This window comes from Lawsonibacter sp. LCP25S3_E2 (genome assembly GCF_052117285.1).
Taxonomy (GTDB): domain Bacteria; phylum Bacillota; class Clostridia; order Oscillospirales; family Oscillospiraceae; genus Lawsonibacter.
The window spans coordinates 1-22147 of sequence record NZ_JBQKJL010000019.1 but is presented as its reverse complement, the minus strand read 5'-3'; the positions used below and the strand labels follow the sequence as shown (position 1 = coordinate 22147).

Here is a 22147-nt window from a genome sequence, read left to right as displayed (position 1 = left end):
GCTTAATTCCTCCTTATTCATCAAAATGAAACAGTTCCGTCTAATCTACGGCCTCTTTATGGGTCATTTTATGGAGTGAGCGCTTCATATCAGGAAGCAGCAGCACAGTCAGCGCAACGACACCCGCCAGATTGATAACCAGCGTGGTCGGCCAAAGGATCACGCCCGCTACGACGCACAGCAGCAATCTGCGGGGCATCGACACAACATCCTGCCAGTAGCCGGAAAGAGCAATACACACGGCAAAAATTGCGTAGGTACACAACAGGAAGTTGACCAGGATCATGACGGGAGTTCCAATCATGATCAGGGTAGGCTCGAAACAGAATACAAAGGGGACAATATACGCCGCGATAGCCAATCGGAACGCCGTAGTACCAACCTTTGTGGGATTTGCTCCCGCCAAGGGTGCCGCAGCAAAACAGGACACTGCCACGGGGGGAGTGATGTTGGAAATAACCGAGAAATAGAACACGAACAGGTGAGCCGCCATAGCAGGAATTCCAAACTCGATCAGGGAGGGCGCCACCAGGATTGCCACCAGGGAATACGCGGCCACCGAGGGCATGCCCATGCCCAGGATCAGAGAAGCAACTGCGGCACAAACCAGCAGCAGCAGCACATTGCCGTTACCCAATTGCGTCAGTGCCAAGCTCAGGCTGAACGCCAAGCCAGAGGCATTGATACAGCCCACCACGATGCCAGCCATGGCCATCACAATGCCAATACCGATCATCAGCTCACCGCATTCACGCAGGGCTCCCACAAACTGTCCCACAAAATTCTTGCGGTTTTCCGGCTTCATGGCCAAGCAGGGCAGCGCCACAGCGCCGGCAATGATAGCGGAAATGGAGGCGGGAAGCGCCAGGGTAAACATACATACCAGCAAAACCACAATGGGAGGGATAATAAACCAGCCCCGCGTCCAGGCATCCTTCGGCTTGGGGAGTTGTTCCACCGGGATCTTCTTTAGCTTCAGCTTACCGGCATCCATATGCACCTGCACAAAGGTCGCCATATAAAACAGAAGTGCCGGAATCAATGCCGCCAATGCCACAGAGCTGTACGGTACACCCAGAGTCTCAGCGATAATGAAGGCTGCGATTCCCATAACCGGCGGCATAATCTGTCCGCCGGAAGAAGCCACCGCTTCCACCGCACCTGCGGTATGGGGAGGATAACCGGCTTCCTTCATCATAGGGATCGTCACGCTGCCGGTCAGCAGAACATTGGACATGGGCGCGCCAGTAATGGTTCCCACCAGACTGGAGGCCACCACGGCAGTTTTGGCACTGCCGCCCTGAGACTTGCCGCAAAACAGAAGCGCAAAATCGATGAAGGATCTGCCGCCGCCGTAGTGAAGCAGTACTTGTCCAAAGAAGATAAACGCTACACCCACCGTGGCACCGAAGCTCAGCATATACATCAGGCTGTTGGGGTCCACATAGATATAGCTGACCATTTTGGGAATGGTAAAGGCCCGGCAGTGGAGGATTCCGGGTAAATACTCTCCAAACTTGGTATACAGCAAGAATACTGTACACACAATGGTCAGAGAAATTCCCATGGAGCGCCGCAGTCCCTCCAGGATGAGCAGAATGGCAATCACGCCGAAGACCGTGCGCTCCGGGGTAACGACTCCCATATTCAGTGCGATATCCGGGTAGGCAACCGTGATATACAGACCGGCCCCCACAGACAGTACCGCGAACACAACATCCACCACGTTGTAGTTCGCTCCTTTTTTCCAGGGGTTAGAAATAAAGGTGCCGAAAAGTATCATGGCCAGATAAATGCCCAGATACTGCTCAGTATAAATGGAAATACGAAAATATGCGGGGACGTCAATAATAATGAGCAGGCCGATCACAGCCATAATCGGATAGGAAACATACCGAATCCGCTCAAACAGCTTGTTAATCATTATGAAAAAATTCACCTCTCAATCAAAGCTCCGGCCAGTCGAGGTGCTTACCAGTCTCTGCCCTATTATGAGAGCAAAGCGTTCTGGGTGGCTTCCGCCTCATCCGTCCAAAGGCCAACTTCCTTATAGAACTTCACTGCTCCGTCGTGATAGGGCACCATAAAGTCCTCAGCCACAAAGTTTTCAGGAGTCCACTGCTGGCCCCAGGCGTGCACGTCGGCCAGCTCCTCATAGTTCTCATAGATCGCTTTCATGATGGTGTAAACATCGTCCTCATTCAACTGAGTAGAAACACCCATCTGGATCGGATAGGTAATCAATACTGTGTCTTCATCCAGGATACCTGCCGCCGGGCTTACTTTTGCCGTGGCACCCGGCACATACTTATCCAGAATGGCCTGCAAATCTTCGGGAACGCCATCGGCAATATCCTCGGGCTTCAAATCACCGAAGGGAAGCACCCGAATCCCGATGGATTCATCCAACTGTACGGAGGAGGGGGTCGTGCTGGAGCCGGCAAAGATGGCATCTACCCGGCGCTCCTGCAGAGCACGCTGGGCACTGGACAGGTCGGCAAGGGGAACGGCCACGCAGTCATCAATGGTCAGTCCCACCGCCTCAAGAGCGGCGTCAATCAGATTTACGGTCAGCTTGTTGCCGCCGTACTCATAGCCCACCCGTTTTCCGGCCAGGTCCTTAACGGAGGTAATTCCGGAACTCTCCAACACTGTCATAGTGCAGTGCTCCGACCAGTTGCCGCTTAGCAGCAGTCGGGTATCTTCATAGGGCTCGGTGTAGTTCACCGTACCGGTGTAGGCCCAGTACATATCCATGGCGGAAATAACTTCTAAGGTAATGGTACCGTCCCGCCATTCGGGCATCCAGGCATCCGGCCCGGCGTAAGGGAGGATGGTCGCCTGGATGGGAGTGTTCTCAGTTATGATTTTGGCAATTCCGGTGCCCATGGCATAGTAGGAAGTACCTACCGCCTGGGTGCCAATGTTAACACTGGAAACTCCTGCGGGAGCATCGGCGGAGGCATTGCTTTGGCCAGCTTCACTCCCAGAATTACAACCGCTGAGGCACAAAACCGCCAATGCACTGGCAACAGCAAGAGCGATGACTTTTCGATTCATAATTGACCCTCCTTTTACACGGTTAATAGAATAAATAGTAGGTAGATAGGCTGTCCTAATTCCCTGAATCGAAGCACCGCGCCGTGCTTAAGGGCCGGACTGCTTTTCTACGGCAAAGTAACTATATCATTCTCATATTCCTAACACAATTCGATTTCCCCCTCCCTTTTATTCTCAACTGGAATATTACCTCCCTTCAGGGTAAATTTTAGGATCTTTTCTCTCCTTTTATTCCATTCCAGAATGATTATCCCCGGCAAACGGAATTGATTCCTTTCCTTGATTCCCCTTAGAATGATGTCACTGAAGCAAGCACCGCGCCGCTGCTGTCTGCCGGACATAAATAAGTTTGGAAAAGGAGAATCACTCATGAGCAATCAACTTCATGCGCTGCTGGATCCCCGCGGTTATCAGGAAAGAGAGATCATTCAGCTCGCCAAGCGTCCCTCGCTTGATGAGTTAAAGAACGGAAAGATTCTCTTTTACAACAACACTAAGCTGGGCTTCTGCAACTACTACACCGTTTTTGACCGCATCAAAGAACGCCTGCGCGAGATCGGCTGCGACGATACCAAGTGGGTAGAGTACACCGAGACCGTTCGTGGCAAAAACGCAGATAAGCTGATGGAGTATGCCAAGATGCTGGCAGAAGAGAAGCCGGTAGCGGCCATCGTCGCATTTGGTGATATGGGCACTTCCTCCTCCACCACTGTTCTGACCATTGCTTTGGAAAAAATCGGGATTCCCGCTGTATATATGACCGCACCTCCGGGAACCGCCATCACCGAAGGTGTGGGCGTTTACCGTGCCGGAAACCTGTGTCTGTGCTCCGTGGATATCTACCAGGCAAGCACCGTAGAAGAAGTCGCCGCCCAGGTGGATCTGAAGTGGGATTATATTCTCAAGTCCCTGACCAGCAACGGTGAGGAACTCGCCAAGTTGGCGCATATCGACTTTAAGATGGACAAAGTGGCTCCCGCCAAGGATGGGCTTCTGCCCTTCGTTCCTGAATACGACGAGGAGAAGTCGAAAGAGCCCGGCGCCTACATGGAAGAGATCAACCGCTACTTCAATGAGATGCACATCTCTGACGGCCTGCCCATCATTCCTCCCACCAAACGCCGCTACGAGGCCATGATGGAGTATTGCCCCTGGGACGAGTCCATGAAGTTGGTAGATCCCTCCGGTCCCAGCGGACGTGAGATCACTGTAAAGGATGTGGCCATTGCCGCCATTATGGCCGGCTGTACTCCCCAGGCGATGCCCGTTCTGGTTTCCGCCTTTAAGGCACTCAACAGCCCCCTCTATAATTTCAACCAGTCTGTCACCACCTCTCACCCCGGTGGTAACCTGTGTATCGTTTCCGGCCCCATCGCTCAGGAGATCGGCATCTCCGGCAAACAGGGCTGCCAGGGCCCCGGCTGGCCTGCCAACGCCACCATCGGCCGCGCCATCAACCTGGTTATCATGAATGTGCTGCGCTCGGTTCCCGGTGTATGTGACCTTGACTGTATCGCTTCCCAGGCGGAGTTTACTTACTGCTTTGCTGAAGAACCTTCCCTGGCCCAGTGGAACATGATCAACGAGGATCGCTTCAATTCCGAAACCACCACTGTTTACCTGCTGAAAGCGGAACCCATCCATGACATCATCGACTTCTTGAGCCTGAACGGCTATGACCTGCTGGACACCATTACCGCCTGCTGCACTACGCTGGGCTCCAACAACGCCTATATGCCCGGCCCCCTGATCGTCTGTCTGACTCCTGACCATGCCATGATGCTGAAGAAGGCGGGCTATACCAAGGAGATGATTCAGGAGCACATCCATCAGTATGTCTACCACCAGACTCCCATGGTCAATGGCCGTGGCCTGATGCCCGTCCGGCCCAAGGAGTGGGCCAACCGTCACCCCCTGCCTGTTACCCGTTCCCCCAAGGATGTGGAAGTGGTCACCATCGGCGGTCGCGGCGGCCACTCCGGTGTGATTCTGCCTTGGGCACTGCACAGCGAGGGCTGTGTGGAGGCGCTCACGCTTCCCGACGGAACCGTCGCCAAGAGCATCGAGGACTTTAAGCGCAAATAATTTGGTGTGATCAAATAATCCGTTGCAACAAGCCGCGAAAAGGAGGTCTTTCATTTGAGCGGATATGATGTTCAATACGATGTAATCGTATGTGGAGGCGGAACCTCCGGTGTAGCTGCGGCAATCGCCTCGGCAAGAACTGGCGTCAAAACTCTGCTGGTGGAACGGACTGGTACCATGGGCGGACAGATGAATCTGTCCGGCCCTCCGGGATTTGCCTACGCCCGTCTGTTTAACCCGCAAGGGAAACGGGATGTGGGCGGCATTGTGGAAGAGACTCATCACCGTCTGTTAGAGATGGGGCACGCCATGCCCCACCAGCGGTATCCCGTCCGTGAAAAAGCCGGATTTACCTTCTCTTATGTGGACCCTGAGTGGTGGACCATGCTGATGTTCGAGATGATGGACGAAGAAGGCGTGCAGCTGCTGCTGGACACCCTGGTGGTGGGTGTCACCAAGGACGGCGATACCGTCACGGGCATTGTGGTAGAAAACGCCAATGGCCGCAACGAGATCAAGGGCAAGATCGTCATTGACTGCACCGGTGAGGGCTATGTGTCCACCCAGGCCGGCTGTGAGATGGCCTGTGTCAACCGAGATGAGATCCAGCCCCATACCTTGGCATTCACCGTTGACGGCGTGGACTGGGATGTGCTATTGACCTATGTACGGGAGCATCCTGAGCAGTTTGCCTTCAAGCAGCTTCTCAATCCCTATACTGACGGCACTCACGAAGGGGTCATGGATATGTACCGTAAGTGCCATGACATCACTGAGATCGGAGAGCTGATGGGCTTCTATGAGCTGCGGGATATGGCTATGAAAAATGGCGACTGGCATCCTTACTCTGGTGTTGGCTTCTTCCTGATTCCCAGAGAAGGCGGCCACATCCAGGCCCACTTCCAGCACTCTTCTCAGTGGGACCACTCTCTGCCCACCGATGCCTGGGATCTGACCCGCTGTATGGTTGAGTGCCGCAAGCAGAATCTGATCGCCTGGCGCTTCTTTAAGAACTATGTTCCCGGCTTCAAGAACGCCTATATCACCAAGGTGTGCACCGAACTGCGTCTGCGGGAAGGTCCCCGTATTGTGGGTGATTATGTGCTTTGCCGCGAAGATGTGTCTGAGTGCCGCCAGTTCCCCGATACCATCGGAAAGAGTTCCTTCAAGGCCGGTGGGTATCACGTGACAAACGTCAATACTTTGAACGTCAATATCGACGATCCCCGTATGTCCTGGCCAAAGGATGGCGGCTCCTATGATATCCCCTACCGCTGCTTGGTCCCCAAGAAGATCGACAATCTGCTTGCTGCCGGAAAGTGCGTGTCCACCGACCGTCCCGCTTATCTGCGCTACCTGCATCAGACCATGGTGACCGGTCAGGCCGCCGGTACTGCCGCCGGCCTTTGTATCCAGAAGGGTATTACTCCCAGAGAGCTGGAGAAGGACGTTTCCCAGCTTCAGCAAATGCTCTTGGAGCAGGGGGCTGTCCTGTTCGAGTGCCCTGAACGCTAAGCCGTACCGGCAGAAATACACGAAAACCACTCTGGCTAAAATGAACAGAGGGGTATGGAATCTTTGGTTCCATACCCCTCTGTTATATCTGCGTATCCGGGGCCATGCATCACTTCTGCTGCTGTCCGCCTACTGTCTGCAACAGATAGCTTTTCAGCTTTTCCCCTCCAAGTGAAAGCATTCTGTCTTTCTTGACCACTAACGCCAGATATAGCGACGGATATCCTTTGATCCTCAAGGATACTGTACCTGGCATATGGGGATAATCCGCGACCTTTCCCATCATCAAGGAAACGCAGGTATTGTTTTTTACGCACCTCTTAATTGTCTCGACACGCATTCCGGTATATTCAATTTTCGGCTGAATGCCCGCATCCCGCAGCAGTTTGCGATAAAAGCGGGTATAGTATGGATCTGTGTCCATCAGCATAAACCGATCCTCCGCCAGCTGGGTCAGGTCGACAACTCGCCGGTCTGACAGCGGATGATCTTCACTTACCAAGACCATCTGCTCATCCTTCAGCAGAGGCAGCACATCATAGCAGTTGTCCTTAAGGTATGCTGTCCTGATTAAGCCAATGTCAATTTTTTTGCAGTCCAACATATCAAAGATATCGGCCGTTACAGTCTCAGAAATCTTCAGCGAAATATCTGGATTATCCTTACAAAATTGAATCAGCTGTTCGGTAATCCCATAGTGGTTCAAAATAGGAACTGCTCCAAATTGAATCTGATCCACGGACACGCACTTTGAATCAGATAACTGACGCTGCAACTCTACGTATTCATCCACAATACGGCGGATGTATTCCAAAATTTCCTCCCCTGCGCAGGTCAAATATACATTCCGATGGTTTCTTACAAAAAGTTGAATTCCCAGTTCTTTCTCTAACGCAATGATCTGTTTTGATAAGGTGGACTGGGACACATACAGCTCATTGGCAGCATTGGTGAAATGCCGCTGCTCTGCAACTGCAATGGAAAATTCAAGTTGTTGAAGCGTCATGTTTATTCTCCCGCCCTATATATAATTCCTCCGTCATATGTTGTCATGTTTCGCAGCGCGATTTGCTAGTGTATTATCAAAATTTACCAATATTATATCACAGTCCCAGCTTTTTGTTCAATATTCTTTTCAAATGGTTTTTTAATCCGGCCGTTTCCAATTCTAATTCCCTAAAAATGCAATATATCTCGCACATATATCTAAGTTTAAATGGATACTATACTTCTCATTCATGTTTCCATCTGTAATACTATTATGTTTATGTTAAAATCGGCCGGGCAAAATCCTACCCCAGGTAAATACATTGCGAGATAAACGTGATAAAGGTAGACAGCTCAAATAAGCGGCCCACAGCAACGCCACACTGTTTGATCCATATTGACACACGCTCTGGAGCACTTGATCTTTGGGTTCCCCCACTGCCCTCAATCCCTTTCCCTTTGGCAGCAGCTTTTTATCACATTTCTTTGAGCCCTAAGGTTGTTTCCGCTCAACCTTCTCCCATGTTCCCCTACACATGGGCGCGCCCATACCTCGCACGACTTTGATACCAGTGGGAATGGATATGACAGCAACGTTCTGCGATGAACAATGAGTAACCGTCAAATCTCCGGGCGGATAAAAAGGCCGCCATCTCAGTGCGCATTGAACCGCTACCCGTCAAGAGGACAGTAAAAAATATAAAGTTTTCCCGGTCAGCAACCCAAGTGTGTTGCTGACCGCAGGCTGTCGAAAAAGCCCAGCCTATGCTGGACTTTTTCGACAGCCTGAATCCTGCACAAATTCCATTTGTGCAGGATTTTTTGACCCTCTCGGATATGTACCGTTGGCAGGAAATTTTTGGTCACTGTGTACCACTACCAACCCTTCCTATTGTTCAAATCGAGCATGCCAAAACAGAATTCCTCTAACCATGACCATGTTGTCTGTGACGGGTCGCATGTTTGGAGATGTCTGGTCATATTTCCAAATTTAATATTTTTCAATAGTAGGGCAAAAATACTCGTCTTTTGTACAACGAACATTAAGAGGATCCCTCACAGATTTTCTGTTCAGTTGACAATCACATTATTTTTGTTATAATGGTATTAAATTAAAATAATTACATATAATTAACACAAAGGAGGTGTAGGACGTGGATTATCACAACTTATGTTTGGAGTTGTTTGGAACGGACGATGTAAATGAATTAACAAGAATTGCTCAAACATATAAGCTGAAAAATCCTCGCAAAGCAGGAAGGAAGAAGAAATTTACCACAGAGGATGTTAAGACAATTCGGATCCTGATTGAAAACGGAATGACCGTCAACGATGTCGCAGAGCGATTCAAAACCTCTCGGCAAATCATTGGGAAGTATCTCAACGAAAAACCGGCCGACGGCTATACACTACGCATAACCTACATGTACCACCAGCATCCTTGTACAGTCATTGATGTAGACTTTCTGAACCAAAGAGTTATCGTTCAAAATAAGACAAAAGACATTCTCCACCGTGCATTTGGCGTTGTGGAACATCCAACTTGGGATGACTTCGAACTATTTTTGAAGGATCGCTGCTTTCCCTCCACACGGGGTGATGCAAAAGCAATCTTGAAGGATCTTCAGCTCACATCCTATGACCCCTTGCAGATCGCGGAAAAGACGAAGGGAAGAACGGCGGAAGACGATATGTGGATGAAGTTCCACTATTACCCAGCGGGAGGAGAAATATGTGAATAAAATCAACCTTGATGCCGTTGAACGAGAACCAATTCTAGGCCACACATCGAAGGGAGACCAGCCAAAATGGCAGTTCAAAGGTAAGTGGTATAAAGCTGACCATATGGGTTATGAAGCATTGTCCGAGGTGTTGGTATCCAAGTTATTGAAGCAGTCCAATGCGCCCGAATTTGTAGAATATGAACCAGTATTGATTCAGCATAAGGGAAAAGAACTTGCTGGCTGTGTCAGCAAAAATTTTCGCGCCAAAGACGAAATGTTAGTGCCTTTCGAGCGTCTGCATCGCGCCTATAAAGGCCAGGGTTTGGCGGCAGCACTTAGCAAAATCAGCACTCCTCAGGAACGAATTCGATATACGACAGAATTTATCGAGAGAATAACCGGACTGACCGGGGTAGGATGCTACCTGACTTTTTTATTGGAGTTGGATTCCTTTTTTCTAAACGAAGATCGCCATACAAACAATCTGGCCGTGATTCGAAACGAAAAAACAGGTAAATTTCGTCTCTGTCCAATTTTTGATCATGGTCTGGCTTTGCTGTCCGATTTGAATGACTATCCTATGGATCAGAATATCTATGACTCCATCCGCCGCGTTCACGCCAAGCCTTTTGATGTGGACTTTGATGCTCAAGTGGAAGCCGCGGAAGAGTTATATGGAACACAATTACGATTCTCATTTGCTCGTCGGGATATTTCCAAAATATTAGATTCTGTCAGAGAATTATATTCCAATGCGGTGATCACCAGAGTTGAACAGACTGTATACGAACAGATGCGCAAATATCAAGTATATTTTTTCTGAATCGTCCTATCGAAATTTTTTCAATTCCCTCTATTGAGATGGAAGATTCAAAGCGCAATTCAGGCGCATCCATCTCTCCTTGAGAATCTCTTAGATCATCTTTTATATACGGCAGCGTATCTATTTACCGATCAAATAAATCGCTGTGTGTCCCAGTACGAACTAAAGTCAATACCTGCCCATGCAGCGGCACGCCGTCTCTTCCATCAATCTGTCTTGTCGGTACAAAGTAAGTCTGTCTACTTGTTGTACTCTGCACAACAAATTCCGCCCTCGCCGACAACACGGAGACAGTTCTTCGCCCCCACAACCCTTGAAAATCCTGCACAAATTCCATTTGTGCAGGATTTTTTCGCCCTGTCGGATATGTACCGTTTAGAGGAAATTTTTGGTTTAATTTTCTGATTCTATTATCATTGTAAAAATTTATAATCTATGCACTTGCGTATCCGATCCCAGTCAAGGTTGTTCATATACTTGAGGGTGTCTGCGTGACGCTCTGCAAGCGGATAATGGATTCTCGCTTTCTTCATTTGCTGACCACTCCTTGCTCATGATTACCCTAAGACTTTGGATGACCTACTGCTAATATAAGAATATCATGGATACCTACTACGGTCAAAATGAGGATTTCTGTGACGATTAACCTACTATTATGCTGGGAGAAACCAATGATAATACCAGCCTCTTCGTTCATGCAGATCGAGCATGCCAGAGCAGAATTCTTCCCACCATGACCATGTTGCCTGTGACGGATCGGATTTTTGGAGCGCACACCTTCGTCTGTCACAAGATGAGGTGTGGCTGATTGCCGTTTGGCTTATTATTTGATCTTTGGGAATGCCATAAGGAATATCCCGGCATGGCAAAACCGAAGCATGAAATGTATGTCAACGACATTATCCCGGATGGAATTCAACACGTACCTTGTACTTGCGACGTAAATGTCGTAACTTTATTACAAACTTTCCGAACGAAATTTTCCATTGCAATCTGATAGACCTGCTGCTTGGTCGTGTAGAGTTATTCTAACCAACAAACCAAGATGATACTGTTAATACGTCAAATGGAACGCTCCGTGTAGCGCTTGCTGCTAGATTATTTTAAGGAGTAAACGGGCAAGACAATCCGAATCACTAAAAAACTGGACGGCACAGCTACATCAACAATGACTGCCGCCTGAAATATGGTATAAGTGAATTGTCAAATTAAGTGCAACAGGAATTGAGTTCAAAGTCCCATAATTCCTGTTGCACTTAATTTGACAATTCACTATTTGCCTTTTCGTGAAGATTGCACTCTTTTACTTTTCCGGCATCAATCAGTGGTTTCAATACATTTTTGATGATCTGTGATTCTGTGAGCATAGTGCTCTCGATCAGGAATTGTTCTATACCAGTCCACGGGACGGTTAAACCAGAGAACACGTCACACAACCACTCTTTTGCTTCTTCTGAGTAGGAAGACAATATAAATTTTGAACAGCTTCATGCCATTAGCGCTGTCACTGGGACTACGAACACCCCATCCGGCCTCTGATACGCCGCGTTGGCCATCCCGCACAGAACGCACAGTACAGCGGGAGGCTTGCCCTTTGGGTCTGCCTCGATCTGCTTTTTGATCTCCAGCAGATTCGCTGCTGCGGCGTCGATCTGGTTGGCCCCCAGCTTGATCTCAAAGGCGCACCACTGGCCGTCAGGCAATTCGATTACGGCGTTGATCTCCTGATTTTTATAGTCCTGATAGTGATAGAGATGCGCTCCGAAGGACTCGGCATAGATGCGCAGGTCCCGCTCGCACAGAGCCTCAAAGAGGAAACCCAGGGTTTCCAGATCCCCCAGCAGTCCGGCGGGAGTAGCTTTTAACAGCGCACAGGCCAGAGAGGGGTCGGCAAAGTGCCGTTTCTCCGCCTGTTTCACCCGTACAGAGGAGCGGATGCCGGAGGAGAAGGGCGGCTGATTGTCTGTGATGAACAGCCGCTTGAAGATGTCCAGGTAAGCTGCCACGGTATTGGCGTCAATGTCCTCGTCGTCCACCGCTTTGATGTCCTTCATCAGCGTTTTATTGGTGACAGTGGTGCTCTCGTTTCGGGCCAGGGAGCGCAGCAGCAGACGCATTTTCTGGGTATCCCGCTTCACCCCGTCGATTCGGTACACGTCATCGTCAGTGACGGCGTCCAAGTATTGAGCCGGGAGCAGCGCTGCCTGCTCCAGCGGCAGGCCCAGGCTCCCCGGCCAGCCGCCCCGGATAATCAGTTCAATCAGTTTCTTCAGATCCACCTCGCCGGTCATGGCGGGGGTCAGTTTCCCATGGCACAACTGCTCCAGTGACACCTTGCCGCTGGAGTCCCCGGACTCCCACAGGGACATGGGCCGCATTCGCAGCCGGGCAATGCGGCCCGCGCCGCTGTGGAGGATGCCCTTGTGGTTTGGTGTTGCGGAGCCGGTGAGGATAAACTGCCCCTTCTGGGCGCTTTGATCCACCTTGTAACGCACGGCGTCCCAGAGGGGCGGTACCTCCTGCCACTCGTCGATAAGGCGAGGCGTCTTCCCCTCCAGCACCAGGGCGGGGGACAGCTCCGCCAGTTGCCGGTTCTGGAAGTTGCCGGCAGGATCGCCGATGTAGATCTCGCTTTTGCTGTGGTAGGAGGATGTCCAAGTCTTGCCGCACCATTTCGGCCCCTCGATGCAGACGGCGCCAAAGGCAGACAGGTATTCCTCCATCTGCCGGTCAATGATGCGGGGCTTGTAGTTTTGTTTGTCCATGGCACTCACCTCAAGGATTCAGTGAAATTATTATATTCCATTCAGATAAATTTTACAACTCTATTCAGTCAAATTTTAAAAAACTATTCGGGTTGTTTTAACACAGTGCTTGTGTCGGAGTGACTTAAAAAAGCTTACACTTATTTAAAAAAGTCGTTTGAAAAAGTTGTTATTTCTGCATATGCTATAAGTAGGTAAGGAGGCAAAAGCGATATATTAAATTAAAACTTCATATTGTCGCCCGGATATATCATATATGATATACTTAGTTTAGATCTAGTTAGGTGGTGATTCAATGGAGGTTGAGCTTTATTGCAACCTTATGTGACAAAATGCAAATTGCAACGCTTCTCTGTCATTGATATAATATAACACAATATAACACAAATAAGAAATTGTCCAAGAAAAGAGATATGGATTTTGAACACCGTTTATCATGGAAGCAGAAAAACTGTGGAGTTCCCTAAAATCCGCAGCCATAAATACCACAAAGATTTCCATTGGGGATTTTATTGCACAAAACTGGAGCAACAAGCGGCTCGCTGGGCCACTAGGTTGGGGAAACCAGGAATTATCAATGTCTATCAGCTGGATGACTTGGATGGCCTTCGTGTAAAGCGTTTTCCTGAGATGTCAGAGGAATGGCTGGACTTTATAGCCTCCTGTCGGTCTGGGCAGCCTCACGATTATGATGTGGTAGAGGGACCCATGGTTGACGATACGATTTTCAACTATGTGCAGGATTATTTGAGTGGCGTCATCACTCGGGAAGCATTCTGGGCATTGGCCAAATTGAAACGTCCTACCCATCAAATTAGTCTTCATACGCCGCGTGCCTTGGCGCGTTTGCACTTTGAGAGGAGTTATGTGCCAGATGGGACACACAAATAACAGTGCTTTGTTTTTCACTTGTTCTCTCATTGAACAGATAGGCCGCGATCTCCATCTTCACCGTGGAGATGTTGTCCGACAAATTGGGGCAGAGCGTATCCGAATCTTGCTGGACAATGCGGATATTCTCCACTGTGAACCATTGGAAAAAGTGGCTGATGATGTTAGCCGAGAGTACGGCCTGCGTGGAGGCGACTATGATAATGTGTCTGCCTGCCGACATACTGTTCCCTCAGCGTGGGATATGGGGAAAGTTTACTCACGGCTTATTGAGGATGTGGATGACGACAACCAGGAGAATACGCTGTGGAGCGTGTATACCTCTTGGATAGATGAATTGCTGTGCAATTACAATTCTGACCTCTATTATCAGCCGCGGGAATATCTTGCGGAGTGCTGGAAAGCCGGCGAGATCATAGACGATTAACCAAACGAGAATTTCCCTTTTAAAAAGAAGCCGTTGATCTGCAAACTTAGTGTTGCAGATCGGCGGCTTCTTACGTTTCGGTATGATTTCCGTACTGCTAACTCAAGTATTAGTAGGAAATTCTCTACACTAAATTGAATCAGCATAAGCAACATCCCGATACCAAGATTTTATCTATTGTAATCCGCTTTTTGTGAAAAGGCAACGGAAGAGAGAGTTTATATCAGCCAAGCCGGAACATACCAGTTTTTCTTATCGACCGGAATCAAATCAACCGGCATGCAAACAACGGCTCCTGTCCCTACCTTAACTTTCAAATGAGTGGCCCCGGAAAAAACATCCTCTTCGCTAGGATCTTGCTCAATTGCATCAAGGACAGAAAAATTTTTGACGGCATTTTTAGGTGCAGAGCTCTTCTTAATCTCAACGGGAGTTACCGTGCCATCCTGATAAATGATCACATCGATCTCTTTCTTATTACTGTCGCGGTAAAAGTATAATGGTGGCTTTTGACCCGCATTCAAGTAGCTTTTGTAGATTTCGGAGACAACCCATGTCTCAAAGAATTCTCCGCCCATTGCACCAGCCTCCAAAGTTTCGGCGCTGCTCCATTTGGTCAGGTGCGCACAAAGACCGGTATCCAGAAAATACATCCTGGGGGCTTTAATGACGCGCTTGAGCGCCTTGAGCGCATTGTTAGAATAGGGCTGAATGAGTGCAACAATACCAGACGACACCAGAATAGATAACCAATGCTTTGCTGTAGGTGCAGAGACCCCAACTTCATTTGCGAGAGTTTCGTAATTAACATTGGTGGCGGTTCTGGCAGCAACCACACTCATAAAGTTCAAAAAAGATGTTTCGTCTGCGACCTGTGACAGATCTTTAATATCACGACTGATGTATGTCTCCAGGTAAGATTCATAATATTGAACTCGATCCACATCGGGATTTTCATAAAGGCGAGGCATAGAACCCCTGAAAATCCTCTCATAGATTTCGGATAAAGTCATAGGGGAAACTTGAGACATTCGCTGTGTAAGCTCTGAAATATCAACACGGAAAGGCGGAAAATGGACGCCTCTGATCTCGTCGTTGCTCAAGCCTAGCATTTGAACGATACCAGCACGACCAGCCAGTGATTCAGTAACATGTTTCATCATACGGAAAGTTTGAGAACCTGTAAGCCAAAAATCCCCGCAATGCTTTTCTCGGTCTACATATACCTTAATATAGTCAAAGAGCTCGGGAGCATATTGAACCTCATCAATCAGAACAGGAGGAGCATACCGCTGAATGAATAGTTCGGGATCATTTTTGGCAAAAGCACGAATCGTAGGATTATCCAAGGAAACGATTTTGCGATTCTTTTCGGCCAGTTTTGTCAATAATGTGGTTTTGCCGACCTGGCGAGGCCCTGTTACAATCAATACCGGAAAAGTTTCGTTGATCTTCTTTATCGTTGGCTCAATGGTTCTTGCGTAATACATGGTGCACCTCCTCAATCATTCTTAGTTTATGCAACAAAGATATTTTTATGCAAATCTAAAGTACGATTTTATTATTGCATAAGAAAGTACTTCTGTCAAAAGATTTATGCAAATCCAAATTGACATTTTCGATTTGCATAAATCGTGGTTCTTCAGAGCCGTTGTTTGAAACGGATGATAAGCCAACCTACTTTAATGAAGGTAATGAAATTGAATGCGTCAACGAAAAAATGTTGACTTGAACATCTTTGATGCTTATGCCATACTTGTTTCTGTATGAATCTGCAAGACAATCCTGCGCAGAGCTCATACAGGCTTTACTGCAAATGAGGCAATTTTACAATGGCTTCTTTTCGAACAATGCAACCATTCGTTGTGCCAATTTGAAGTCGATATTGAGTCGATTTTGTGCCAATACAACTTTCTACAACTTTTTTACAACTTTTTTACAACTTTTGCCCCGAACCAGACGGCACAGGAGGACATCCTATGGAATCCAAAAAGTTAGAAAAGCCTCGCAAAAATGGTGCTTTTTCAACATGTCAGGCCGTGATGAAACTGGATAAAGAGACCGGAGGGGTGTTCCCCACCATGAAGCCAATAGACTGACGGACAGCCCGCAAACCCGCATGAAACCTGGGTTTGTGAGAAATCAGGTTTACTACAGTTACAACAATTTTACTACAAATGAAAATCCTTGGATGAAAAGACACGGGACCGCCGGTACGCTGGCGGTCCCGTTCTGCTATTACGATATGGAGCTAAACAAAAATGAAAGAGGATTTCCATAAAATGCTTACGGCCGTCAAAACCGCAGATGCGATCAACGCGATCAAGGGTGTGCCGGTTTCTGCGGATGCAAAGTTCCTGTCAGAGAAGTGGGTCCGAGGGGAATTGACCGGAAATCAGATGAAGCAGGAGTTGCTGGACCTCCATTGGAAAATCGCGGCAGAGGAGAACCGGAGCGATTATTAAGTTCAAAAGACTGTGGGAGATGAAAAGCACCACAGTCGCAGACCTATGGCGGAAACAGGATTGATTTCCCTTACAGACGTATAGTATCCCTTAAAACTGATATACTGATAAGGGAAAGTTTTCTCCTAGAGTTGAACTTTTCCTTATTATATTGTAAAATTTAAGGGAATGAAGGGAGGATAAGGATATGCGTACATTCAACTACTCTGCGATCCGGGAACAGAAGTGGGATTCGGAGATCTTGGGCCTGGTTGCGGCGATCTATAAAGAAGCCGGAAAGCAGGAACTGTACCTGAAACAGCGGCCAGAGGAATTGGAGAAACTGGTAGAGATCGCGAAGGTGCAGAGCACCGAGGCATCCAATGCCATTGAGGGCATCGTGACCACAAACACCCGTATCCGACAGCTTATGGAGGAGAAAACGACGCCGAGAAACCGGGATGAACAGGAGATCGCGGGTTATCGGGACGTGCTGAACCTCATTCACGAGAACTTCGACGCCATCCCCATCACCCAGAACTACATCCTGCAGCTCCACAAGATCCTTTACAGCCACATGAACAATCCCATGGCGGGCAGGACCAAAAGCGTGCAGAACTACATCAGCGCCACCTATCTAGACGGCCATGTGGAGACCTTGTTTACGCCACTGGCTCCCTATGAAACGCCAGAGGCCCTGGACAGAATCTGCGAGGAATACAACCGGGTCATTGGGAACATGGAAGTGGAGCCGCTGATCGTCATTCCTGTGTTCATCCACGACTTTCTCTGCATTCACCCATTCAATGATGGAAACGGCAGAATGAGCCGTTTGCTGACCACGTTGCTGCTCTACCGCAGCGGGTTCTATGTGGGCAAATATATCTCGCTGGAGGCCAAGATCGTAAAAAACAAGGATCTCTATTACGATGCCCTGGGCCAGGCGCAGATCGGATGGCATGAAGGTACTGAAGATGTGATTCCGTTCATCAAGTATCTGCTAGGGACCATTCTTTCCGCCTACAAGGATTTTGAAGATCGCTTTGCTCTGGTGGAGACCAAGCTCCCTGCCCTGGAGACTGCGCGCCGGGCTACCATGGAGAAGGTCGGTCGGTTTACGAAGCAGGACATCCGTGAGCTTTGCCCTTCGCTCAGCATCAGCTCCATCGAAGGAGCACTGCGGAAATTAGTGGCATCCGGCGAACTGAAACGGGAGGGTGCTGGGAAGAACATTTGCTATTACAGATTGAAATGATTCACCAATCATCGAGTTGTTATCTGAGAAAAATCAAGCATAGGGGAACTGCACACTGAGAGGTTTTCTACAGTTACATCACCTTTTTTCAGATATGGGTCATCCATATCCGGGGTTTCCGTATCTGGACAAGCTGTATCCGGCTCGTCCTCAAACGGCTGGCCCGTGTCCGAGGAGCGGGGCGTTTCGTAGATGACATACTCCACATCCTCGATCTTACCCTTGCTGTCCCAGAGACGGTTACGGATTATGTACCTGACCTGCTCCAGCGCCTTCAGGGTAAAGCCGATGCTGACTGTGCTATCCTTGCAGATTTTGGATGGGCTTCTGGTGATGTAGTTCCAGTCCTCCGGCAAAAACAGTATCATGGAAAGAAGATCTTTGGATTTTAGCAACAGCCCCGCGTTGCGCAGGTGGTGGTTGGACATCACCGTATAGTCGCGGGTTTTCTCAATGCGAAATACCGCCATGGTGCTTTTCAACATGTCAGGCCGTGATGAAACCGAATAAAGAGACCGGAGGGGTGTTCTCCACAAAAAGCCGGAAAGCAAAAACTGTACCTGAAGCAGCGGCTGTCAGAATTGGAGAAACTGGTGGAGCTCGCAAAAGTACAGAGTACCGAGGCAACTAATGCCATTGAGGGAATCGTGACGACAAACACCCGTATCCGTCAGCTTATGGAGGAGAAACCAACGCCGGGGAACCGGGATGAACAGGAAATCGCAGGTTACCGGGATATGCTGAACCTCATCCACGAGAACTTCGACGCCACCCCTATTCCGCAAAACTACATCCTGCAGCTTTACAAGATCCTCTATAAGGACTTTGAAGACCGCTTTGCCCTGATGGAGACCAAATTCCCGGCTTTGGTGACTGTGCGCCGGGCTGCCATGGAAGAAGGTCAGCCGGTTCATGAAGCAGGACATTCGGGAACTCTGCCCTTCGCTCCGTATCAGCTCCACCGAGGGGGCGCTGCGGAAATTGGCGACACACAGTACACCCCCACTTCTTGTGCTACTGCACAACAAATTGCACCCCCGCTGACAACACGGAGACAGTACTTTTTCCCCACAACCCTTGCAAATCCTGCACAAACTCCATTTGTGCAGGATTTTTTTGCCCTCCCGGATATGTACCGTTGTAAGGAAAATTTTGGGCAATGCGCACTGTTACCATCCCCGGCGTTTGTTCAAATCCAGCATGCCAATGCAGAACTCCTCCCACCATGACCATGTTGTCTGTGACGGGTCGCATTTTTGGATATTTCTGGTTATATTTCCAAATTTAATATTTTTTATTATAGCAGGGCAAAAATACTCGTCTTTTGTACAACGAACGTTAAGAGGCTCCCTCACAGATTTTCTGTTCAGTTGACAATTACTTTATTTTTGTTATAATGATATTAAATTAAAATAATTGCATATAATCAATACAAAGGAGGTGTAGGACGTGGATTATCGCAATTTATGTTTGGAGCTGTTTGGAACGGACAATGTAAATGAATTAACAAGAATTGCTCAAACATATAAACAGAAAAATTCTCGCAAAGCAGGACGGAAGAAGAAATTTACCGCAGAGGACGTTCAGACAATTCGGACCCTGATCGAAAACGGAATGACCGTCAGCGATGTCGCAGAGCGATTCAAAACCTCCCGTCAAATCATTGGGAAGTATCTCAACGAAAAACCGGCCGACGGCTATACACTACGCATAACCTACATGTACCACCAGCATCCTTGTACAGTCATTGATGTAGACTTTCTGAACCAAAGAGTTATCGTTCAAAATAAGACAAAAGACATTATCCACCGTGCATTTGGCATTGTAGAACATCCAACTTGGGATGACTTCGAACTATTTTTGAAGGATCGCTGCTTTCCCTCCACACGTGGTGATGCAAAAGCAATCTTGAAGGATCTTCAGCTCACATCCTATGACCCCTTGCAGATCGCGGAAAAGATGAAGGGAAGAACGGCGGAAGACGATATGTGGATGAAGTTCCACTATTACCCAGCGGGAGGAGAAATATGTGAATAAAATCAACCTTGATGCCGTTGAGCGAGAAGCAATTTTTGGCCACACATCGAAGGGAGACCAGCCAAAATGGCAGTTCAAAGGTAAGTGGTATAAAGCGGACCATATGGGTTATGAAGCATTGTCCGAGGTGTTGGTATCCCAGTTATTGAAGCAGTCCAATGCGCCCGAATTTGTAGAATATGAACCAGTATTGATTCAGCATAAGGGAAAAGAACTTGCTGGCTGTGTCAGCAAAAATTTTCGCGCCAAAGACGAAATGTTAGTGCCTTTCGAGCGTCTGCATCGCGCCTATAAAGGCCAGGGTTTGGCGGCAGCACTTAGCAAAATCAGCACTCCCCAGGAACGAATTCGATATACGACAGAATTTATCGAGAGAATCACCGGACTGACCGGGATTGGATGCTACCTGACCTTTTTATTGGAGTTAGATTCTTTTTTTCTAAATGAAGATCGCCATACAAACAATCTGGCCGTGATTCGAAACGAAAAAACAGGCAAATTTCGTCTCTGTCCAATTTTTGATCATGGTCTGGCTTTGCTGTCCGATTTGAATGACTATCCTATGGATCAGAATATCTATGATTCCATCCGCCGCGTTCATGCCAAGCCTTTTGATGTGGACTTTGATGCTCAGGTGGAAGCCGCAGAAGAATTATATGGAACACAATTACGATTCTCATTTGTTCGTCGGGATATTTCCAAAATATTAGATTCTGTCAGAGAATTATATTCCAATGCGGTGATCACCAGAGTTGAACAGACTGTATACGAACAGATGCGCAAATATCAAGTATATTTTTTCTGAATCGTCATATCGAAATTATCGAGAAAAGCAAGTGCATAGGAGTTGTAGTAAATTTAAATCTCGCAGCGGAATCTTTTAATAGTTGAATCGGTTTTCGTTGTTGTAGAGATATCCTCTCTTGCTACATTCCAGCTAGCCGCCGTCAGGTTTGATGGGTACTGTTCTCCTCACATCGTCTTGTGGATCTGCCGGGATATAACGTCCACAACTTGATAGTATGTACTATTCTGTCTGTTGCACCATTCCAGCGCATGTCAATTTCGGTGATGGTGTACATGGGCTGACCGTTAAATACATCGCAGACTGCCACAGCCACCCACAACTGAAAGACTCGGTAATTAATCTAAAGCTCTATAACGTCACCAAGATATATCATATATGATATTGACAGAGCATATCTTATATGATATACTCTGTTCAGGTCTAGTTAGGTGGTGATTCAATGGAGGTTGAACTTTATTGCACACAATCAGGCAAAGAGGTAATGCAGGATTTTCTGGATAGCCTACCCCATAAAGACCTGGCAAAGGTGATTCGGGATATTGAACTTCTAGCACAATATGCTCCCGACTTACATGAGCCTTATACAAAACATATTGATGGACCGATTTGGGAACTGCGCTCTAAGTTTTCCAGCAATATCTATCGTATCTTCTATTTTATTTGGGATGGGAATAAGTTGATACTGCTCCACGGTTTTACGAAGAAGACTCAGAAAACACCGCCGTCAGAAATTGCGATTGCAAAAAAGCGGATGGAGGATTATCAAAGCCGGGCACAATAAATACACCTAACAAAAAGGAGGCCGCATTATATGGACTTTAAAGAGTATAAAGCAAAGGTATTTGCCGAACGTCCCGAAGTCGAGGAGGCATACGATGCGCTTGCGCCTCAATATGAAATCATTCGTGCCGAAATTGAGAGCCGCAGAGCCATCGGTATGACACAAAAACAACTGGCAGAGAAAATGGGGACGGCGCAGGCCAACATCTCCCGATTTGAAAGTGGGACATACAATCCCTCCCTTGCCTTTCTTCAAAAAATGGCAGACAGTTTGGGAAAAAATTTAAAAATATCTCTGGAGTAATCAAGGACGGAAGCGAACAGCTTCCGTCCTTGACTTTGTTCAAATCACCTCACCTTGGTATCTGGTAAAAAGAACATCAGTTTTGGCTGTTTTAAGGCAACACCAGTCCATACAGCGGCACACCATCGCTTGGTGCCGTCAAGATTTATGCGCAAAATTATTTGCAGGCTCCGGCTGAATGAAGTCAGCCGGCAATAGAGGCGTCGTACAGAGCCGCCTCCAAGTGCTTCATGTTCATGTAT

At 48.0% G+C, this 22147-nt stretch carries 20 protein-coding genes; 13 read left to right on the top strand and 7 right to left on the bottom strand.

The annotated features are described in order from the left end of the window. Positions 1-40: 40 nt before the first annotated feature. Both ACTQ3R_RS13670 and ACTQ3R_RS13665 read right to left on the bottom strand, forming a co-directional pair. On the bottom strand, positions 41-1924 hold the full coding sequence (locus ACTQ3R_RS13670) for a TRAP transporter permease (RefSeq protein WP_441779770.1): 1884 nt from the start codon (positions 1922-1924) through the stop codon (positions 41-43). A gap of 65 nt (positions 1925-1989) precedes the next feature. After that, positions 1990-3060, bottom strand: coding sequence for a TAXI family TRAP transporter solute-binding subunit (locus ACTQ3R_RS13665; RefSeq protein WP_441779771.1), 1071 nt, complete (start codon positions 3058-3060; stop codon positions 1990-1992). Between the two features lie 369 nt (positions 3061-3429). Between ACTQ3R_RS13665 and ACTQ3R_RS13660 the strand changes: the two genes are divergently transcribed. Together ACTQ3R_RS13660 and ACTQ3R_RS13655 are read left to right on the top strand one after the other, a co-directional pair. Further along, a complete protein-coding gene (locus ACTQ3R_RS13660) occupies positions 3430-5145 on the top strand; it encodes a UGSC family (seleno)protein (RefSeq protein WP_441779772.1) in 1716 nt (571 codons plus the stop codon). 54 nt (positions 5146-5199) lie between these two features. Continuing rightward, on the top strand, positions 5200-6660 hold the full coding sequence (locus tag ACTQ3R_RS13655; RefSeq protein ID WP_441779773.1) for an FAD-dependent oxidoreductase: 1461 nt from the start codon (positions 5200-5202) through the stop codon (positions 6658-6660). Positions 6661-6769: 109 nt separating this feature from the next. Here ACTQ3R_RS13655 and ACTQ3R_RS13650 read toward each other — a convergent pair whose 3' ends face one another. Continuing rightward, complete coding sequence (locus tag ACTQ3R_RS13650; RefSeq protein WP_441779774.1) at positions 6770-7666, bottom strand: LysR family transcriptional regulator; 897 nt, start codon at positions 7664-7666, stop codon at positions 6770-6772. Between the two features lie 1135 nt (positions 7667-8801). On the opposite strand from ACTQ3R_RS13650, the gene ACTQ3R_RS13645 reads away from it, so the two are divergent. Both ACTQ3R_RS13645 and ACTQ3R_RS13640 read left to right on the top strand, forming a co-directional pair. Continuing rightward, positions 8802-9389, top strand: a complete 588-nt coding sequence (locus ACTQ3R_RS13645; RefSeq protein ID WP_441779775.1) for a helix-turn-helix domain-containing protein — start codon at positions 8802-8804, stop codon at positions 9387-9389. Further along, positions 9382-10194, top strand: a complete 813-nt coding sequence (locus tag ACTQ3R_RS13640; RefSeq protein WP_441779776.1) for a hypothetical protein — start codon at positions 9382-9384, stop codon at positions 10192-10194. Before ACTQ3R_RS13645 ends, ACTQ3R_RS13640 begins: the two co-directional genes overlap by 8 nt. Before the next feature lie 1487 nt (positions 10195-11681). Here ACTQ3R_RS13640 and ACTQ3R_RS13635 read toward each other — a convergent pair. Then, the gene (locus ACTQ3R_RS13635) at positions 11682-12959 is read right to left on the bottom strand and encodes an ATP-binding protein (protein WP_441779777.1); all 1278 of its coding nucleotides are present in this window, start codon (positions 12957-12959) and stop codon (positions 11682-11684) included. A 420-nt stretch (positions 12960-13379) separates the two neighbouring features. On the opposite strand from ACTQ3R_RS13635, the gene ACTQ3R_RS13630 reads away from it, so the two are divergent. Together ACTQ3R_RS13630 and ACTQ3R_RS13625 are read left to right on the top strand one after the other, a co-directional pair. Further along, on the top strand, positions 13380-13850 hold the full coding sequence (locus ACTQ3R_RS13630; protein ID WP_441779778.1) for a DUF3990 domain-containing protein: 471 nt from the start codon (positions 13380-13382) through the stop codon (positions 13848-13850). Further along, positions 13834-14277 carry a hypothetical protein gene (locus ACTQ3R_RS13625; RefSeq protein ID WP_441779779.1) on the top strand — a complete coding sequence of 148 codons (444 nt, stop codon included), beginning with the start codon at positions 13834-13836 and terminating at the stop codon, positions 14275-14277. Before ACTQ3R_RS13630 ends, ACTQ3R_RS13625 begins: the two co-directional genes overlap by 17 nt. 218 nt (positions 14278-14495) lie before the next feature. On the opposite strand, the gene ACTQ3R_RS13620 is transcribed toward ACTQ3R_RS13625, so the two are convergent. Then, a complete protein-coding gene (locus tag ACTQ3R_RS13620) occupies positions 14496-15767 on the bottom strand; it encodes an ATP-binding protein (protein ID WP_441779780.1) in 1272 nt (423 codons plus the stop codon). Between the two features lie 771 nt (positions 15768-16538). Between ACTQ3R_RS13620 and ACTQ3R_RS13615 the strand changes: the two genes are divergently transcribed. Beyond that, positions 16539-16742, top strand: a complete 204-nt coding sequence (locus tag ACTQ3R_RS13615) for an antitoxin VbhA family protein (RefSeq protein ID WP_441779781.1) — start codon at positions 16539-16541, stop codon at positions 16740-16742. A 187-nt stretch (positions 16743-16929) separates the two neighbouring features. After that, positions 16930-17976, top strand: coding sequence for a Fic family protein (locus ACTQ3R_RS13610; RefSeq protein WP_441779782.1), 1047 nt, complete (start codon positions 16930-16932; stop codon positions 17974-17976). A gap of 8 nt (positions 17977-17984) precedes the next feature. Here ACTQ3R_RS13610 and ACTQ3R_RS13605 read toward each other — a convergent pair whose 3' ends face one another. Continuing rightward, positions 17985-18446, bottom strand: coding sequence for a hypothetical protein (locus ACTQ3R_RS13605; RefSeq protein WP_441779783.1), 462 nt, complete (start codon positions 18444-18446; stop codon positions 17985-17987). Between the two features lie 111 nt (positions 18447-18557). On the opposite strand from ACTQ3R_RS13605, the gene ACTQ3R_RS13600 reads away from it, so the two are divergent. From ACTQ3R_RS13600 to ACTQ3R_RS13580, 5 genes are all read left to right on the top strand, one after another. Further along, a complete protein-coding gene (locus ACTQ3R_RS13600; RefSeq protein ID WP_441779784.1) occupies positions 18558-19205 on the top strand; it encodes a hypothetical protein in 648 nt (215 codons plus the stop codon). Between the two features lie 220 nt (positions 19206-19425). Then, entirely contained in the window at positions 19426-20013 is a 588-nt protein-coding gene (locus tag ACTQ3R_RS13595; RefSeq protein WP_441779785.1) for a helix-turn-helix domain-containing protein, read from the top strand. Continuing rightward, positions 20006-20818 (top strand): hypothetical protein, encoded by an 813-nt coding sequence (locus tag ACTQ3R_RS13590; RefSeq protein WP_441779786.1) that lies wholly within the window; start codon positions 20006-20008, stop codon positions 20816-20818. Before ACTQ3R_RS13595 ends, ACTQ3R_RS13590 begins: the two co-directional genes overlap by 8 nt. A 442-nt stretch (positions 20819-21260) precedes the next feature. Continuing rightward, entirely contained in the window at positions 21261-21602 is a 342-nt protein-coding gene (locus ACTQ3R_RS13585) for a type II toxin-antitoxin system RelE/ParE family toxin (RefSeq protein ID WP_441779787.1), read from the top strand. A gap of 30 nt (positions 21603-21632) precedes the next feature. Further along, positions 21633-21905: a helix-turn-helix domain-containing protein gene (locus ACTQ3R_RS13580; RefSeq protein ID WP_441779788.1), complete on the top strand. Its 273-nt coding sequence runs from the start codon at positions 21633-21635 to the stop codon at positions 21903-21905. A 44-nt stretch (positions 21906-21949) separates the two neighbouring features. Here ACTQ3R_RS13580 and ACTQ3R_RS13575 read toward each other — a convergent pair. Then, positions 21950-22147: hypothetical protein (locus tag ACTQ3R_RS13575; protein ID WP_441779789.1), on the bottom strand; the 198-nt coding region annotated here is incomplete at its 5' end.

Coding starts and splice junctions, on each gene's coding strand:
- ACTQ3R_RS13660 (WP_441779772.1), top strand. CDS start 3,430: ATGAGCAATCAACTTCATGCGCTGCTGGATCCCCGCGGTTATCAGGAA.
- ACTQ3R_RS13620 (WP_441779780.1), bottom strand. CDS start 15,767: ATGTATTACGCAAGAACCATTGAGCCAACGATAAAGAAGATCAACGAA.
- ACTQ3R_RS13605 (WP_441779783.1), bottom strand. CDS start 18,446: ATGGCGGTATTTCGCATTGAGAAAACCCGCGACTATACGGTGATGTCC.
- ACTQ3R_RS13585 (WP_441779787.1), top strand. CDS start 21,261: ATGGAGGTTGAACTTTATTGCACACAATCAGGCAAAGAGGTAATGCAG.
- ACTQ3R_RS13635 (WP_441779777.1), bottom strand. CDS start 12,959: ATGGACAAACAAAACTACAAGCCCCGCATCATTGACCGGCAGATGGAG.
- ACTQ3R_RS13580 (WP_441779788.1), top strand. CDS start 21,633: ATGGACTTTAAAGAGTATAAAGCAAAGGTATTTGCCGAACGTCCCGAA.
- ACTQ3R_RS13615 (WP_441779781.1), top strand. CDS start 16,539: ATGAAAGAGGATTTCCATAAAATGCTTACGGCCGTCAAAACCGCAGAT.
- ACTQ3R_RS13650 (WP_441779774.1), bottom strand. CDS start 7,666: ATGACGCTTCAACAACTTGAATTTTCCATTGCAGTTGCAGAGCAGCGG.
- ACTQ3R_RS13610 (WP_441779782.1), top strand. CDS start 16,930: ATGCGTACATTCAACTACTCTGCGATCCGGGAACAGAAGTGGGATTCG.
- ACTQ3R_RS13625 (WP_441779779.1), top strand. CDS start 13,834: ATGGGACACACAAATAACAGTGCTTTGTTTTTCACTTGTTCTCTCATT.
- ACTQ3R_RS13665 (WP_441779771.1), bottom strand. CDS start 3,060: ATGAATCGAAAAGTCATCGCTCTTGCTGTTGCCAGTGCATTGGCGGTT.
- ACTQ3R_RS13670 (WP_441779770.1), bottom strand. CDS start 1,924: ATGATTAACAAGCTGTTTGAGCGGATTCGGTATGTTTCCTATCCGATT.